General features: G+C 70.0%; 8 protein-coding genes. 4 read left to right on the forward strand and 4 right to left on the reverse strand.

The features are described from left to right. Nucleotides 1–4: 4 nt before the first annotated feature. The 4 genes from NWFMUON74_RS01335 to NWFMUON74_RS01350 form a co-directional block, all read right to left on the reverse strand. Nucleotides 5–697: a TetR/AcrR family transcriptional regulator gene (locus NWFMUON74_RS01335; RefSeq protein ID WP_187686202.1), complete on the reverse strand. Its 693-nt coding sequence runs from the start codon at nt 695–697 to the stop codon at nt 5–7. Continuing rightward, nucleotides 694–2,952, reverse strand: coding sequence for an MMPL family transporter (locus NWFMUON74_RS01340; RefSeq protein ID WP_187686203.1), 2,259 nt, complete (start codon nt 2,950–2,952; stop codon nt 694–696). Before NWFMUON74_RS01340 ends, NWFMUON74_RS01335 begins: the two co-directional genes overlap by 4 nt. 136 nt (nt 2,953–3,088) lie before the next feature. Next, nucleotides 3,089–4,384, reverse strand: a complete 1,296-nt coding sequence (locus NWFMUON74_RS01345) for an ammonium transporter (protein WP_187686204.1) — start codon at nt 4,382–4,384, stop codon at nt 3,089–3,091. Nucleotides 4,385–4,438: 54 nt separating this feature from the next. After that, nucleotides 4,439–5,302, reverse strand: coding sequence for a hypothetical protein (locus NWFMUON74_RS01350; protein ID WP_232110784.1), 864 nt, complete (start codon nt 5,300–5,302; stop codon nt 4,439–4,441). 461 nt (nt 5,303–5,763) lie between these two features. Here NWFMUON74_RS01350 and NWFMUON74_RS01355 point away from each other — a divergent pair, with 461 nt between their 5' ends. The 4 genes from NWFMUON74_RS01355 to NWFMUON74_RS01370 all read left to right on the forward strand — a co-directional run bounded on the left by NWFMUON74_RS01355 (nt 5,764) and on the right by NWFMUON74_RS01370 (nt 16,115). Continuing rightward, nucleotides 5,764–8,628: a DNA polymerase III subunit gamma and tau gene (locus NWFMUON74_RS01355; protein ID WP_187686206.1), complete on the forward strand. Its 2,865-nt coding sequence runs from the start codon at nt 5,764–5,766 to the stop codon at nt 8,626–8,628. 292 nt (nt 8,629–8,920) lie between these two features. After that, complete coding sequence (locus NWFMUON74_RS01360) at nt 8,921–10,132, forward strand: acetyl-CoA C-acetyltransferase (protein ID WP_187686207.1); 1,212 nt, start codon at nt 8,921–8,923, stop codon at nt 10,130–10,132. 30 nt (nt 10,133–10,162) lie between these two features. Continuing rightward, the gene (locus tag NWFMUON74_RS01365) at nt 10,163–12,310 is read left to right on the forward strand and encodes a 3-hydroxyacyl-CoA dehydrogenase NAD-binding domain-containing protein (protein WP_187686208.1); all 2,148 of its coding nucleotides are present in this window, start codon (nt 10,163–10,165) and stop codon (nt 12,308–12,310) included. A gap of 163 nt (nt 12,311–12,473) precedes the next feature. After that, nucleotides 12,474–16,115, forward strand: a complete 3,642-nt coding sequence (locus NWFMUON74_RS01370) for a serine/threonine-protein kinase (protein WP_187686209.1) — start codon at nt 12,474–12,476, stop codon at nt 16,113–16,115. Nucleotides 16,116–16,207 lie beyond the last annotated feature (92 nt).

Raw genomic sequence — 16,207 nt, forward strand, 5'->3', positions numbered from 1 at the left:
CTCGCTACGGAGACTTCTCTTCTCGCAGGCGCGCCAGCCAGCGTGCCGTCTCGTCGGGCTCGGGAAGTTCGCCGCCCATGATGTCGAGTACCGCGTGCCCGACGCACGCCGCGCCGAGCACGCGGTCGGCGATGGCCTCGGCGTCGCCCCACGGCAGATAGGGCTTGGCGATGAGCAGCGAGACGATGCCGTGCGCGGCCGCCCACAGCTCCAGCACCACCGGCAGCGGGTCACCGGGCGCGATCGTCCCGGCGTCCATCGCCTCCCGCACGGTGTCGGCGAACCGCCGGAACACGCCGCTGCCCATCACCAGGTCGACCGCGCGCGGGCTGTCGGCCGAGGAGCCCGCGGTGGCGACCCGGTACTGGCCCGGATGTTTCAGGGCGAAGCGCACATACGCCATACCCTGATCGCGCATCCGGGTGATCGGCGACCGCGCCGGATCGGTCGCCGCGGCGACGGCGGCGTCCAGATTCTCGAACACCTGCGCCACGGCCGCGTCGATGAGCGCGTCCTTGTCGGCGAAGTGCCGATAGATCGAGGGCGCGCTCACGCCGACCACCTTGCTCACCTCGCGGATCGACACCGTGTCGGCGCTTCCGGTGCGCGCCAGCAGCTCCCGGGTGGCGTCGAGGATCTCCGCGCGCAGCTGGGCGCCGGTGCCGCGGGCCGACCGCGGGCGTCGCGGGCACATCATGTGCGGCCCGCGGGCTCGGGTTCGGGGGCCGTCGCGCGCGGTTCGGGCGCCTCCTCCGACAGGCCGAACCGGCGGTGCAGCCGGGCCAGCGGCGCGGGCGCCCACCAGTTGGCCCGGCCCATCAGCTTCATCAACGCGGGCACCAGCAGGCCGCGGATGATGGTGGCGTCGGCGAGCACGGTCAGGGTGAGTCCCAGACCGAACATCTGCATGAACGACACCTTCGCGGTAACCATGGCGCCCAACACGATAGCCATCAGCAGCGCGGCCGCGGTGACGATTCGTCCGGTGCGCGCCACGCCGAGTGCCACCGAACGCACATTGTCGGCGGTCGTGCGACCCGAGGCCAGCCACGCCTCCCGGATCCGGGACAGCAGGAAGACCTCGTAGTCCATCGACATTCCGAAGGCCAGGCAGAACATCAGGATGGGCATCGTCGCCACCAGGTAGCCGGTCGGGGTGAAACCCAGCAGCCCGGACAGATGCCCGTCCTGGAAGATCCAGACCATCATCCCGAACATCGCACTCAGCGAGAGAGTGTTGAGCACCAGGGCTTTCAGCGGCAGCACGACGCTGCCGGTGAACAGGAACAGCACGATGAAAGTGGACAGCGCGATCAGCGCCACCGCCAGCGGCAGCCGGGCGCCCAGCGCGTGCAGGGTGTCGGCGTTGATCGCCGCGCCGCCGCCGAACAGTGCCGGGGCGGGCGCGGGCACGTCGCGCAACTGCCGGAACTGGTCCTGGCCGTCGGCGGAGTAGGGATTGAATCTCGAAGTGACGGTGAGGTATTGGCCGGTGTCGTTGGCCATGCCGGGCGGCGTCGGCGCGACTCGGGCGCCGGACACGTACACGCCGGAACCGGACAGCACCGCCGACACCCCGTTCACGCGTGACAGTTCCGTGGCGTAGCCGCTGATCGAGGCCGCGTCCCCGCGGTAGCCGTCCAGCACGATCGTGGTGCCGGTGCCCGCGTTGACCGCCGGGAAGTCGCTGCGCAGGACGTCGCCGACGGCCCGGGTCTGGGCGCCGGGCGGCAGCACCCGGTCGTCGGGGTAGCCGAATTTCACGCCCAGGAACGGTGATCCGATCGCCAGCAGCAGCGCGACGATCGCGACGGTGACCGGAATCGCGTGTCGCATAACCCACGTGACCGTGCGGTACCAGGCGGAGCGTTCGAGCGGGCGCGGTGTCGGCTCCGGCCGCCGGAGCAGGCGGCGCAGCAGCACGCGCAGATCCCACGCGTTCACCCGGTCGCCCAGCAGCACCAGCGCGGCGGGCAGGATCACGATCGATGCCGCGGCCGCGGCCGCCACCACGGCCACGCCCGCGAACGCCACCGAGCGCAGGAAGTAGAGGTCGAACACGGCCAGCGTCGCCAGCGCCAGCACGACCGTGAGCGTCGAGTACAGCACCGTGCGTCCGGCGGTCTGCACGGCGCGGACCGCGGCGTCGGCGTGGGTGCGGCCGCCGGCGAGTTCCTCGCGGTAGCGGCTCACGATGAACAGGCTGTAGTCGATGGCCAGTGCGAGGCCCAGCGCGGTGGTCATGTTCAGCGCGTAGATCGACACGTCGGAGAACAGCGTGAGCGCGCGCAGGATGGCGAGCGTGCCGGCGATCGCGAACAGGCCGATCATCAGCGGCAGCGCGGCCGCGACCACGCTGCCGAACACCAGCATCAGCACGATCGCGGTCAGTGGTACGGCGACGCCCTCGGCCAGGGTGAGGTCCTTGGTGACCTGGGTGTTCACCTCGTGATAGAGCGCGGCCAGGCCGCCCGCCCGCACGGTGACGCCGTCCGGTGTGGCGCCGAATCCGTCGATGATGTCGGCGGCGGTCTTCTGCGCCGCGTCGTCGCCGCCGGTGAGGTAGGCGAGCACCAGCGCGCTCTTGCCGTCCGTGCTGCGCAGCGCCGAACCGATCTGCGGCGGACTGTTCCAGTACGACCGGACACCGCGGGCGTCGGTGCGGCCCTGCAGATCTTCGGTGATGTCGGTGGCGACCGTGCGCGCGGCGGTGGCATCGACGCCCTGGTCGGAGTGGATCAGCAGGACCAGATTGGGTTCCGCGCCGCCGAAGTTGTCCGCCAGCAGCTTGGTGACCTGTGACGATTCGGCGTCGTCGGAGGTGAATCCGCCCGCCTTCAGCCGATCGGTGACCGAGGCCCCGAATCCGCCGCACGCCAGCGCCAGTACCAGCGCGGCGAGCAGTATCCGTTTAGGGTGCCGGGTGGCGAGCCGAGCGATTCGTGTCAGCATGGGCGCTCCTCGGTCGGGCCGTACGGTAACGCCGTTAGCGTAACGCTGTTAGCCCTGGCGCCCACAAGCCCCGACTTCCCGGAGATATCGTGATCCCGATCACCATCGGGCGGTCGGCTCACGCCGAGTGTCGTTGTCAGCCCTGGTCGTGGCCGGGTTTGGGGTGCTGGTGGCCGAAGATGCCGCGGGGAGCGTGGCCGTGCACGCCCTCGGCGTAGGCGGTCTCGGCGTGCAGGGCGAAGTCGATGCCTGCGATCTCGTCCTCCTGGCTGACCCGGAAACCCATCGTGCGATCGATCAGCTTGCCGAGCGCGAAGGAGACCAGGAACGCCCACAGCGCGACCACGACCACACCCACCGCCTGCTTACCGAGCTGGGCGAGACCGCCGCCGTAGAACAGGCCGCGCGCGCCGCCGGTCATCACCTCGTCGGCGAGCAGGCCGATCAGCAGGCTGCCGACGATGCCGCCCATGAAGTGCACGCCCACCACGTCGAGCGAATCGTCGTAGTTGGCCTTGAATTTCCACGCCACCGCGAACGAACAGACCACGCCCGCAACAAGACCCACGACCACCGCGCCCAGGGTGCTGACCGAACCGCACGACGGCGTGATCGCCACCAGCCCGGCCACCACGCCCGAGGCGGCGCCGAACGTGGTCGGACGACCGTCGCGCAGCTGTTCCACCAGCAGCCAGCCCAGCATGCCGAGGCACCCGGCGACGAGGGTGTTGAGGAACACGGCGGCGGCGATGCCGTTGGCGGCGAGCGCCGAGCCGGCGTTGAACCCGAACCAGCCGAACCACAGGATGCCCGCGCCCAGCAGTACGAACGGCAGATTGTGCGGCCGCATCGCGTCCACCTTGAAACCGATGCGTGGACCGAGCACGAGCGCGAGCGCCAGTGCCGAACCGCCCGAGGCGATCTCGACCACCAGCCCGCCCGCGAAGTCCAGCGCGCCGAAGGAGGCCAGCCAGCCGTCCGGACCCCAGACCCAGTGCGCGATCGGCGCATACACCAGCAGCGTCCACAGCGGCACGAACACGATCCAGGCCGAGAATTTCGCGCGGTCCGCGATGGCGCCGCTGACCAGGGCGGCGGTCAGGATCGCGAAGGTCAGCTGGAAGGTCGCGTAGAGCAGTTCCGGCACCGAGTTGCGGATCGCGGACGGGTCGATGCCGGTCATTCCCGCATGGGTCAGGTCGCCGATCAGCCCGCCGCCGGCGTCGTCGCCGAACGACAGCGTGTACCCGAGCAGCAGCCACACCACGGTCACCAGCGGGATGGCGATGAAGCTCATCATCAGCATGTTCAGTACGCCGGTGGAGCGCACCATCCCGCCGTAGAAGATGGCCAGTCCGGGCGTCATGAGCAGTACCAGCGCGGTGCTGGCCAGCAGCCAGGCCGTGGCTGCGGGGTCGATCGTCGGGGGCACGGTAACTCCTTCCGGCGCGTTGCGCGTCGCAAGGAAATTACCGAACCGGCCGCGCTAGGCGGGGCGGGCCGTTCGCGCGTCCTGCTGTTTACGGGTCTTGCGGGCCAAGGCGCGGCGGCCGCGCGGACCCGGGGCCGGCAGGCCGTCGCGCAGCGCCAGCCATTCGGCCGTGACCAGCCACTGCTGCTGTGCCCGGGCGTCGGCGGTGTCGTTGAAGACCCGTCGGCCGCGGTCGTCGCGCACGTCGTGGGCGAGCACCGACCAGCGCGGCGGGCGGCCGTGCGTACGCTCGTACTCGTCCAGGAATCCGGCCACCAGCGTGCCGATCGTGTTCACCGGACGTATCGAGACCCGATTGCCGAATTTGACGGAATGGAAACGCCTGGCGGCGCACAGTGACCGCGGTGTGGCATTGAATGCTATCCAGCCCGCCCGCTGCACCCGTTCGATCAGCCAGAGATGTTTGATCGCATTCGGTGCGATGTCGCCCACCCGCTCGCGAATCAGTGTCAGGACGGGATCGGTGAGCAGAATGTCACGTCGCGTCGGTCCGAAGCCGTGTTCTTTCCAGTATTCGTGGGTGGTCGTCGCAAGAATGCGACCGAATTCATCGATGCTGCGCTGGGCGCGCTTGCCCAGGCGTTCGATGCGTTCGGCCTCCGCGCGCATCTCGTTCTGTGCGATGAGGGTGCGGATGGCCGGCATCGTGGGCACCTGCCCGCGCTCGAGCAACTCCAGGATGGCGGCGGCGGTCTTCGGGTCGGCGGCGGCCGTGACCGGGAGCGAGTCCCGATCCAGCGCGAACTCCCGGGGGCCGATGGCCCGGCTGAGCAGGCCCGTGGCGGCATGGTCGCCGGCGAATTCGGTGTGCGATAGCAAAGCGGTGGCGATGTCGTTACACGACGGCACGGTCGACATTTCCTCCCGGACGGTGCGGGAGGCTCGGTAAAGCCGGGGGGAGAACTCCCGCGGGGCTCTGTGAGTCGGTGATTTGGTTGTGCCCCGGTCGGGATGAGGGACCGGCCGGGGCCACCAACCTGATGAAGGTTTGGCTACCGAAGTTGCCGAAACCCACGTTAGCCATGTGCCCGCCCGGAATGCCAATCGGGTTACTGGATCGTTATGTCCGCAATTCTCGAGGCAAACGGGGAGCCGGTCCGGAATGCGCGCGGGCAAACCGTCGCGGTTCCGTGAACCGGTGTTATTGGTCGCATTTCCAAATTGTTTCCGCGGCGGGCGGACTTATCGGTATGTTGTCGTGCGCCGCAGCGGGTTCCGGGAATGCTTGCCGGACGGCCTGATTCGCGGCGCGCCCGGGCGCCGCGGGCCGGTGGTCGGTTGCCATGAACGCTGTCGGTGGTCGCCGGTACCCTCGGGCCGTGGCTCTGTACCGGAAGTACCGACCGGCAACATTCGCAGAGGTGGTGGGGCAGGAGCACGTCACCGATCCGCTGAGCACCGCGCTCGACACCGGGCGGATCAGTCATGCCTACCTGTTCTCCGGCCCGCGTGGTTGCGGCAAGACCTCCTCGGCGCGCATCCTGGCCCGCTCGCTGAACTGTGTCGAGGGCCCGACGTCGCGGCCGTGCGGGGTGTGTTCGTCGTGCGTGGCGCTGGCGCCCGGCGGGCCGGGCAATCTGGATGTCATCGAGCTGGACGCCGCGAGCCACGGCGGCGTCGACGACACTCGCGAGCTGCGCGACCGCGCCTTCTACGCACCGGCCGAGTCGCGCTATCGGGTGTTCATCGTCGACGAGGCGCACATGGTCACCACCGCGGGTTTCAACGCGCTGCTCAAGATCGTGGAGGAGCCGCCCGCCCATCTGATCTTCGTCTTCGCCACCACCGAGCCCGACAAGGTGCTGCCGACCATTCGTTCGCGCACCCATCACTATCCGTTCCGGCTGCTGCCGCCCGCGACCATGCGCGGCCTGCTCGGCAAGATCTGCGAGCAGGAGCACGTGCAGGTCGAGGAGGCGGTGTACCCCTTGGTGATTCGCGCGGGGGGCGGCTCCCCGCGCGACAGCCTGAGCGTGCTGGACCAGCTGCTGGCCGGTGCCGGGGCGGAGGGCGTCACGTACCAGCGGGCGCTCGCGCTGCTGGGCGTCACCGATATCGCGCTGATCGACGAGGCGGTCGAGGCGCTGGCGGCCGGTGACGGCGCGGCGCTGTTCGGCACCGTCGACCGGGTGGTCGAGGCCGGGCACGACCCGCGCCGCTTCGCCACCGATCTGCTCGAGCGCATGCGCGACCTGATCCTGCTGCGCGCGGTGCCCGACGCCGCCGACCGCAATCTGGTCACCGGCCCCGGCGATGTCCTCGACCGGATGCGCGACCAGGCCGACCGCATCGGCCCCGCCACGCTCACCCGCTACGCCGAACTGCTGCACGAGGGTCTGGGCGAGATGCGCGGCGCCACCGCCCCTCGCCTCCTGCTCGAGGTCGTCTGCGCCCGCATGCTCCTGCCCGCCGTCTCCGACGCCGAATCCGCCACGCTGCAACGCCTGGAGCGTCTGGAGCGCGGCATGGCAGGTGGCGCGACGAGTCAGGTCGCGAGCGCTCCCTCCCGGCCTGCCGGGGAGTCGGCGCCGGGTTCCGCGCCTGCCGAGGGCGGCGCCCGCCGCCGCGGCGCCGAGGCCCTCGCCGCCATCCGTGCCGAAAAGACGCCTCCGGCACCGTCTTCCACTCCCGACGCGGCGCAGGCTGCTGCCGTCACCCCCGTGGCGTCGAATACTCCGGCGAGCGAGCCGGTTCCGCCCGGGGGCGACTCCCCGGCATCGGCCGCCTCCCCGGGTCCGCGAGTGGAGCCGTTGCCGCAGGCGGGTGGTGAGGTCGCCCGCGTGGCGCAGGAGCAGCGCCCGCATCCTGCCCAACGGGCGCAGGCTCCGCACGGCCCGGAGTCCCCGGCCGCCCTGGCACTTTCCGATTCCGCGACGCCGATGATGGATACCGCGCCCGACACCGCTGGAGCGGCGCCTGCCGATCGTTCCGGTGTGCGAGTGGAAACCGCCACGCCACAAGCCGATTCGACCGATGCCCTCGAATCGTCCGTAGCAGCGGATGCGGTGCGTCGGGAGCTGTCCGACGGGTCCGATGCGACGGCCGACCCGTTCGAGCCGTCCGGTCGGGCGGCACCTGGCATTTCGGGTGGTGCACCCGCAGGCGGTATCGCCGCGGACGGGGTGCCGGGTGATGCGGAGTCCTCGCCTGAGCCGCCCCCCTCCGCACCGGCGTCGTTCGGTGCCGAGGCCGATGCGTCCGATCCGGGGGATGCGCGCGGCGGTGCCGGTGTGGCGGGTCCGGCGGATGCGCTGGGTAGTGCCGAGGTGTCCGGCCGGGTCGAGGCGGCCGGTGACGCCGACGCGTCCGGTCCGGCGGGCGGGGCCGCGGCGGAATTGGGGGCGGCGGACCAGTTCGGAGCGGGGGACGATGCTGCCGCGGCGGCGGCGCCCGAGGGGGATGTGGCCCGGGAGGTCGAGGCGAAGTGGGGGGAGATACGGGGGAAGGTCCGGGAGTTCGGGGCGGCGGTGCACGCGTTGCTGTCCGGGGCTTCGGTGGCCCGGGTGGAGGGGGACACGATCGTGTTCGCGCATCAGCACGCGCCGTTGGCGCAGCGGTTGTCGAACCCGAAGTACGTGGAGGCCGTGCAGGGGGCGGTGCGGGCCGTGCTGGGGCGCGAGTTCGGGGTGCGGTGGGAGGTCGGGTCCGGCGCCGCCGCGAGTGGCGGGCGGGCCCAGGCGGTTGCGGCTCCCGCGAGTGGCGGGCGGGCCCAATCCGGTACCGCGCCCGCGAGTGGCGGGCGGGCCCAGTCCGGCGCTGCCAACCGAGGTGGGGCGGCTGCGGGACGGGATGGCGCGCAGTCCGGTGCGGGTCCGGCGCAGGCCGACGCACCCCGGTACACCCGGCCGAGCCAGTCGCGGGCGGCGAGTCCGGAGACATCCGGCTCGACCTCGGCGCGCGGTCGCGAATCCGGCCCGGCGGGCAGCGATTCGAGCACGCCGCCGCCACCGCCCGACGACGACATTCCGCTGCCCGACGGGCCGGACCTGCCCGACGACCCGGGACCGTCCGGCTACTCGCCGGTAGGTTATGACGGTGTCCCACCTGCGCCGACGCCGGAGGAGGAGCGGGAGATGCTCGCCGAGTCGGCCCGCCCGGCACCGCCCGGCGACCGCCGCGACCCCGATGAGGTGGCCTTGGAGTTGCTCGCGAGTGAGCTGGGCGCCACACGTCTGGAGGCTTGACAGACACCCGCCGGACGGCCTTAAGTTAACCGGAGTTCGCATCCGGCTGTACTATGAACGGGTGGTCGTCAGCGGCGGTGCTACGAGGCTCTATGGTTGGCCCCGGAACAGGGGGCGGATCGAGCACGCGAGCGCCTGCGCATGCCGACGTTTGTACAGCGTCCAGTCCTGGTGCGAGCCATGTGCCCGGACCGCCATCACACGGTCGGCCCGACGGCCGGTCGGCGAGGTTACCTGCGGCGATATCGGGCACTGCGGTGTCGGCGCAGCCTAAGGAAGGAAACACTCCGATATGACCACAGAGGCCTACATTTTCGAGGCCATCCGCACTCCGCGGGGCCGTAACAAGAAGGGCTCGCTGCACTCGGTCAAGCCGATCGATCTGACGACCGGTCTGGTCAAGGAGCTGCGCAACCGCTTCCCGGATCTGGACGAGGACCGCATCTCCGACGTCGTCCTCGGCGTGGTCTCGCCCGTGGGCGACCAGGGCGCCGACATCGCCCGCACCACCGTGCTGGCCGCGGGCCTGCCCGAAACCGTCGGCGGCACCCAGATCAACCGGTTCTGCGCGTCCGGCCTCGAGGCTGTCAACCTCGCCGCCCAGAAGGTCCGCTCCGGCTTCGAGGACCTGGTCATCGCCGGTGGCGTCGAGTCGATGTCGCGCGTGCCGATGGGTTCCGACGGCGGCGCCATGTTCATGGACCCGTGGACCAGCTACGAGAACTACATCGTCCCGCAGGGCGTCTCGGCCGACCTGATCGCCACCATCGAGGGCTTCAGCCGCGAGGACGTCGACGCCTACGCCGTGCGGTCGCAGGAGCGCGCCGCGGCGGCCTGGAACGGCGGCTACTTCGCCAAGTCGGTCGTGCCGGTGCGCGACATCAACGGCCTGCCCGTGCTGGAGCGCGACGAGCACATGCGCCCCGGCACCACCCTGGAGGACCTGGCCAAGCTCAACCCGTCGTTCGCGGTGGTCGGTGAGATGGGCGGCTTCGACGCGGTGGCGACCCAGAAGTACCACTTCGTGGAGAAGATCAACCACGTCCACCACGGCGGCAACAGCTCGGGCATCGTCGACGGCGCGGCGATCCTGCTGATCGGCAGCGAGGAGGCCGGCAAGGCCTCGGGCCTGACCCCGCGCGCTCGCATCGTCGCCACCGGCATCAGCGGCGCCGACGCCACCATCATGCTGACGGGCCCCACCCCGGCCGCCCAGAAGGCCCTCGCCAAGGCGGGCCTGAGCGTCGACGACATCGACCTGTTCGAGCTCAACGAGGCGTTCGCCTCGGTCGTCCTGAAGTTCCAGAAGGACCTGAACATCCCGGACGAGAAGCTGAACGTCAACGGCGGCGCCATCGCCATGGGCCACCCGCTCGGCGCCACCGGCGCGATGATCACCGGCACCATGGTCGACGAGCTGGAGCGCCGTAACGCCCGCTACGCCCTGGTGACCCTGTGCATCGGCGGCGGCATGGGTGTGGCCACCATCATCGAACGCGTCTGACGCCCTACCTCACAGGAGAGACCAAAAGACATGACCGACAACATGATTGCCTGGGAGAAGGACGCCGACGGCATCGTCGTGTTGACCATGGACGACCCCAACCAGGGCGCCAACACGATGAACGAGCTCTACAAGAGCTCGATGCAGGCCACCGTCGACCGCCTCGAGGCCGAGAAGGACGACATCGCCGGTGTCGTCATCACCTCGGCGAAGAAGACCTTCTTCGCGGGCGGCGACCTCAAGAACATGATGCAGACCGGGCCGGACGACGCCGCGGCCATCATGGAGGAACTGACCGTCATCAAGTCCGCGCTGCGCCGTCTGGAGCAGCTCGGTAAGCCGGTCGTCGCCGCCATCAACGGCGCGGCGCTCGGCGGCGGCCTGGAGATCGCGCTGGCCACCCACCACCGCATCGCCGCCGACGTGAAGGGCCTGAAGATCGGCCTGCCCGAGGTGAAGCTGGGTCTGCTGCCCGCCGGCGGCGGCGTCACCCGCACTGTGCGGATGTTCGGCCTGCAGACCGCGCTGCTGCAGATCCTGTTGCAGGGCAACGAGTTCGACGCCAACAAGGCCAAGGGCATCGGCCTGGTCGACGAGGTCGTCGGCTCGGTCGAGGAGCTGGTCCCGGCCGCCAAGGCGTGGATCAAGGCCAACCCCGACAAGGGCGTGCAGCCCTGGGATGTCAAGGGCTACAAGATCCCCGGCGGCACCCCGTCGAGCCCGGCGCTGGCCGCCAACCTCCCGGCGTTCCCGGCGAACCTGCGCAAGCAGCTCAAGGGCGCCAACATGCCGGCCCCGAAGAACATCATGTCCGCCGCCATCGAGGGCGCACAGGTCGACTTCGACAACGCCTCGCTGATCGAGTCGCGGTACTTCGTCAACCTGCTCACCGGGCCGGTCGCGAAGAACATGATCCAGGCGTTCTTCTTCGACCTGCAGACCATCAACAACGGTGGTTCGCGGCCGAAGGACGTGCCCAAGCGCGAGATCAAGAAGGTCGGCGTGCTGGGCGCGGGCATGATGGGCGCGGGCATCGCCTACGTGTCGGCCAAGGCCGGGTACGAGGTCGTGCTGAAGGACGTCTCGCTGGAGGCGGCCGAGCGCGGCAAGAACTACTCGGAGAAGATCGAGGCGAAGGCGCTCTCGCGGGGCAAGACCACCGAGGAGAAGTCCAAGGCGCTGCTGGACCGCATCCACCCGACCGCCGACGCCAAGGATTTCGCGGGCGTCGACTTCGTCATCGAGGCCGTCTTCGAGAACACCGAGCTCAAGCAGAAGGTGTTCCAGGAGATCGAGGACATCGTCACCCCCGACGCGCTGCTCGGCTCCAACACCTCCACCCTGCCGATCACCGGCCTGGCCACCGGTGTGAAGCGGGAGCAGGACTTCATCGGCATCCACTTCTTCTCGCCGGTGGACAAGATGCCGCTGGTCGAGATCATCAAGGGCGAGAAGACCTCCGACGAGGCGCTGGCCCGGGTGTTCGACTACACCCTGGCGATCCGCAAGACCCCGATCGTGGTCAACGACAGCCGCGGCTTCTTCACCTCGCGCGTGATCGGCACGTTCGTCAACGAGGCGATCGCCATGCTGAAGGAGGGCATCGACCCGCAGACCATCGAGCAGTCGGGTCTGCAGGCCGGTTACCCCGCGGCGCCGCTGCAGCTGTCGGACGAGCTGAACATGAAGCTCATGCAGAAGATCGCCGCCGAGACGCTGGAGGCCGCGAAGGCGGGCGACACCCGCCTGGGCACCGAGCGGCACCCGGCGCAGGACGTCATCGACTACATGGTCGGTGAGGGTCGTCCGGGCCGGCTGGAGAAGGCCGGTTTCTACGACTACGACGAGAACGGCAAGCGGCTGGGCCTGTGGTCGGGTCTGCGCGAGCACTTCAAGACCAGCACCGAGGACCAGGTTCCCTTCCAGGACCTGATCGATCGGCAGCTGTTCATCGAGGCCATCGAGACCCAGAAGTGCTTCGACGAGGGTGTGCTGACCGCGACGGCCGATGCGAACATCGGCTCGATCTTCGGTATCGGCTACCCGGCCTGGACCGGCGGTGTGCACCAGTTCATCGTCGGTTACCCGGGTGGCCAGGAGGCCTTCGTGGCCCGCGCCGACGAGCTGGCCGCCAAGTACGGCAAGCGGTTCGAGGTACCCGCCTCGCTGCGTAAGTAATCCCGGCGTAGCAGCCGGTACGGCCCGGATCACGGTGGACGTGGTCCGGGCCGTACCGCGTCCGAAGGGCTTTCGCGGGTGCGGGATACACGCGGGCGGAATTGCCACCGCGTCGCCGAAGTCCGCGCTACGTTGGAATCAGCGGAACGTTCGAGGTGGTCCCATGAACCCACATACGGGCAAAGTCCGCAGCACCGATGCTCCCGCCGAATCGAACACCCAGCGTTACCCGCGGATCGGGATCGCCGACCAGCTCGCGGCGATGGGGTTGTTCGACGCCGAGGAGATCGGCCGCGGCGGCTTCGGGGTCGTCTATCGCTGTGCCCAGCGCGCCCTGGACCGGGTCGTCGCGGTGAAGGTGCTCTCCTCGGAGATCGACCAGGAGAGCCGCGAGCGATTCCTGCGCGAGGAGCACGCGATGGGCCGGTTGTCCGGCCATCCGAACATCGTGGACGTGCTGCAGGTCGACGTGACACCCGGTGGGCTGCCCTTCATCGTGATGCCCTACGCCACGCACGGCTCGCTCGAGCAACTCATCCGCGACCACGGGCCGCTGGACTGGTCGGATTCGCTGCGGGTCGGGGTGAAACTGGCCGGGGCGATCGAGAGCGCGCACCGGGTGCACGTACTGCACCGCGACGTGAAACCCGCCAACGTGCTGCTCAGCCGCTACGGCGAACCGCAGCTGACCGATTTCGGCATCGCCCGCATCCCGGGTGGATTCCGCACCTCGACCAGCATGATCACCGGCTCGCCCGCGTTCACCGCGCCCGAGGTGCTCAAGGGCGAGGAGCCGACCGTGCGCTCGGACGTGTACGGCCTGGGGTCGACCCTGTTCGCCCTGCTCACCGGGCACGCCGCCTTCGAGCGGCAGTCCGGGGAGAAGGTCGTTGCGCAATTTCTGCGCATCACCACCCAGCCCGTTCCGGACCTGCGCGAGCAGGACATCCCCGCCGGTGTGGCGGAGGTGATCGAACGGGCGATGGCGGCCGATCCGGCGGACCGGCCGCGGTCGGCGCTGGAGCTGGGCGAGCTGCTGCGCTCGGTACAGCGCGAGCAGGGCCAACTGCCCGACGAGATGGCGTTGCTGCAACCCGGTCCGAACGCCGACGAGGCCGGCATCGCGGGGGCGACGGCGTACCCGTCGCTCCGCTCGCGGTCCGTGCTGACGGGCAGGCGGGCCTCGCCGACCCTGCGTCCGCCGCCTCGCGACGGCTCGCAAGATACCGCCGCGGCGCACCCGCTGGTTCCGCCCGCCACGTTACCGCCTACGGCGGCAACGAAATTCCGGCCGCCGACGCCGACGCGGCGGCCGATCGAACGTCCGCGTCTGCTGGATATCCTGCGCGCCGGTGAACGCCGTCGGCTGGCGGTGATCCACGGTCCGGCCGGATTCGGCAAGAGCACCGTCGCGGCGCAGTGGCGGGCCGAGCTGACCGCCGGTGGCACCGCGGTGGCCTGGCTCGGCATCGGCGATGACGACGACAACGAGGTGTGGTTCCTGGCGCACCTGGTGCAGGCCATCCGCCGGGTGGCACCGGAACTGGGCACGGGACTCGAGCAGGTGCTCGAGGAGCGGTCCGGGGAGGCCGTGCCCTACGCGATCTCCACGCTGATCGATGAGATCCACACCGCCGGGCAGCCGGTAGCGGTGGTGATCGAGGACTGGCACCGGGTCACCGACGCCGGGGCGCATCGGGCGATGGACGCCCTCCTGGACAATGCCTGCCATCACCTGCGGTTCGTCGTGACCACCAGGGAGCAGACCGGCTTGCCGCTGAGTCGGCTGCGAGTGCGTGACGAGGTGGTCGAACTCGGCTGCGACGAGCTGCGCCTGACACCGCTGGAGACCCGGCAGATTCTGGTGGAGCGCAACGGTTTCCGGCTGACCGACGAGCAGGTCGAGCAGATCCACACCGCCGCGGACGGCTGGCCCGCGGCGATCCAGCTGGTGAGCCTGTCGCTGCGGGGCGGACGACCGGCGTCCGCGGACGAGCCCGCGGGCGCGGCGGTGGTCGACGCGGAGCAGCTCATCGCGCATCTGTCCGGTGGCAATCACGCTATTCGCGAATACCTTTCGGAGAACGTGCTCGACACCCTCGATACCGACATGCTCGAGTTCCTGATGGCGATCTCGGTGACCGAACGGGTGAGCGGTTCGCTGGCCGCCGCGCTCAGCGGTGCGTCCGACGCCGAGCGATTGCTGGAGCAGGCGCAGCAGCGGGAGCTGTTCGTCAGCCGCGTCGAACACGACCCGGAGTGGTTCCGGATCCAGCCGTTGTTCGCCGAGCACCTGCGTGACCGGCTGGAGCGCGTGCACCCCGGCCGGTCGAAGGCATTGCACCGCAAGGCTTCCCGGTGGTACGCCGAGCATCGCCAGCTGCGCCGGTCGGTCGATCACGCGCTCGCGGCCACCGATCTGGAGCTGGCGCTGGACCTGCTGGAGTCCGGCGGCATGGATCTCATCGATACCTCACGGCTGGCCACGCTGCTGGGGACGGTGTCGAAACTGCCGGTGCAACAGGTGGCTTCGCGGTCGAAACTGCTGCTGGCACTCGCGCGCGCCAACATCAATCTGCAACAGTCCGGGGCCGCGCGCACCGCGCTGGGGCGGCTGTCGAGCATGCTGGCGCGCAGTTCGCCCACCGACGCCGAGACGGTGCGACAGCGCTGTGAGGCCGCGGTGCTGGGCGCCGCCGATCTCGTGGCGCGCGACCGCACCGACGGTGTGCTGGACAAGGTTTCGGATTGCCTGAAGCTGGCCGACGACCTGCCGCCGTGGACGGTGTCGACGGCGGGCAATCTGGTGTCGTTCGTGCGGCTGTGCGAGTTCGACTTCGACGGGGCGCGCAGGATGCAGGACTGGGCGGCGCCGTATCACGCCCGCTCCAAGGACCCGCTCGGCATGGTGCTGGGCCTGCTGGGCAAGGGTGCGGCGGCCTACGAACAGCTCGATATCGACACGGCCACACAGTGTTTCGAACAGGCGTGGCAGACGGCGCGGGAGCGTTCGGGTCCGCGTTCGCACGCGGTCCGGGTGGCGGCGGCGGTGCTCGGTGAAGTCACCTACCGGCGTGGTGATCTGGATGCGGCCCAGGCGCTGCTGGACGAGAGCCATCAGCTGGTGGCCCGGGTGGGGCCGGTCGACTTCCTGATCACGACGTTCGTGGTGGGCGCGCGGGTCAAGGCGGTGCTCGGCGATGTCGATACCGCCGTCGCGCGGCTCGACGAGGGTGCGCGCATCGCCGCCGACCGCAAACTGCCCCGGCTGGCCGCCCACATCCGCGCCGAACGTCTCCGGCTGGACCTGCCGGTCGAGCGGCCCGCCGTGTCGATGCCGGAACCGGCGATGCGGCCGGTGCGGCACAGCACGGGCGTGGCCGCGCTGACGTCCGAGGCGGAGGAGATCGCCGCCATCCGCGCCCTGCTGGCCCGCCACTACCGCGGCGGCGTCGACGCCCTCGGCGACGACGACGTGGCCCCGCTCGGCACCGACGACTCCGCGGTGAAACGGGCCAGGGCACTACACGCCCGGATGTCCGAACAACGCCGTCCCCGTGCGGGATTGGACGCCGCCCTCCTCCTCGCCGAATGTCTCTCGGCGGCAGGCTGGACCGGCGAAGCCATCGCCACCCTCACCCCGGCCGTCGCCCGCTGCGCCGAATTGGGTTGGCCCCGGCCACTATTGGATGCTGGCCCCGGCGTCGTCGGCCTGCTCAGCACCTTCCGCAACGACCTGCTGTTCGGTGCGGATCATGCCGAAACCCCCGCCATACCAAGGAAATTCCTCGACTGCCTGCTTTGAGCGTATTCCGTCATCCCGGCGAAAAGCGTGCCGGGATGACGGAAATGTGGCGCCCTCTCACGATGGGGATGCGCGCCGCTCTCCCAGAGTGA

This window comes from Nocardia wallacei, from assembly GCF_014466955.1.
GTDB classification, from domain to species: Bacteria; Actinomycetota; Actinomycetes; order Mycobacteriales; family Mycobacteriaceae; genus Nocardia; species Nocardia wallacei.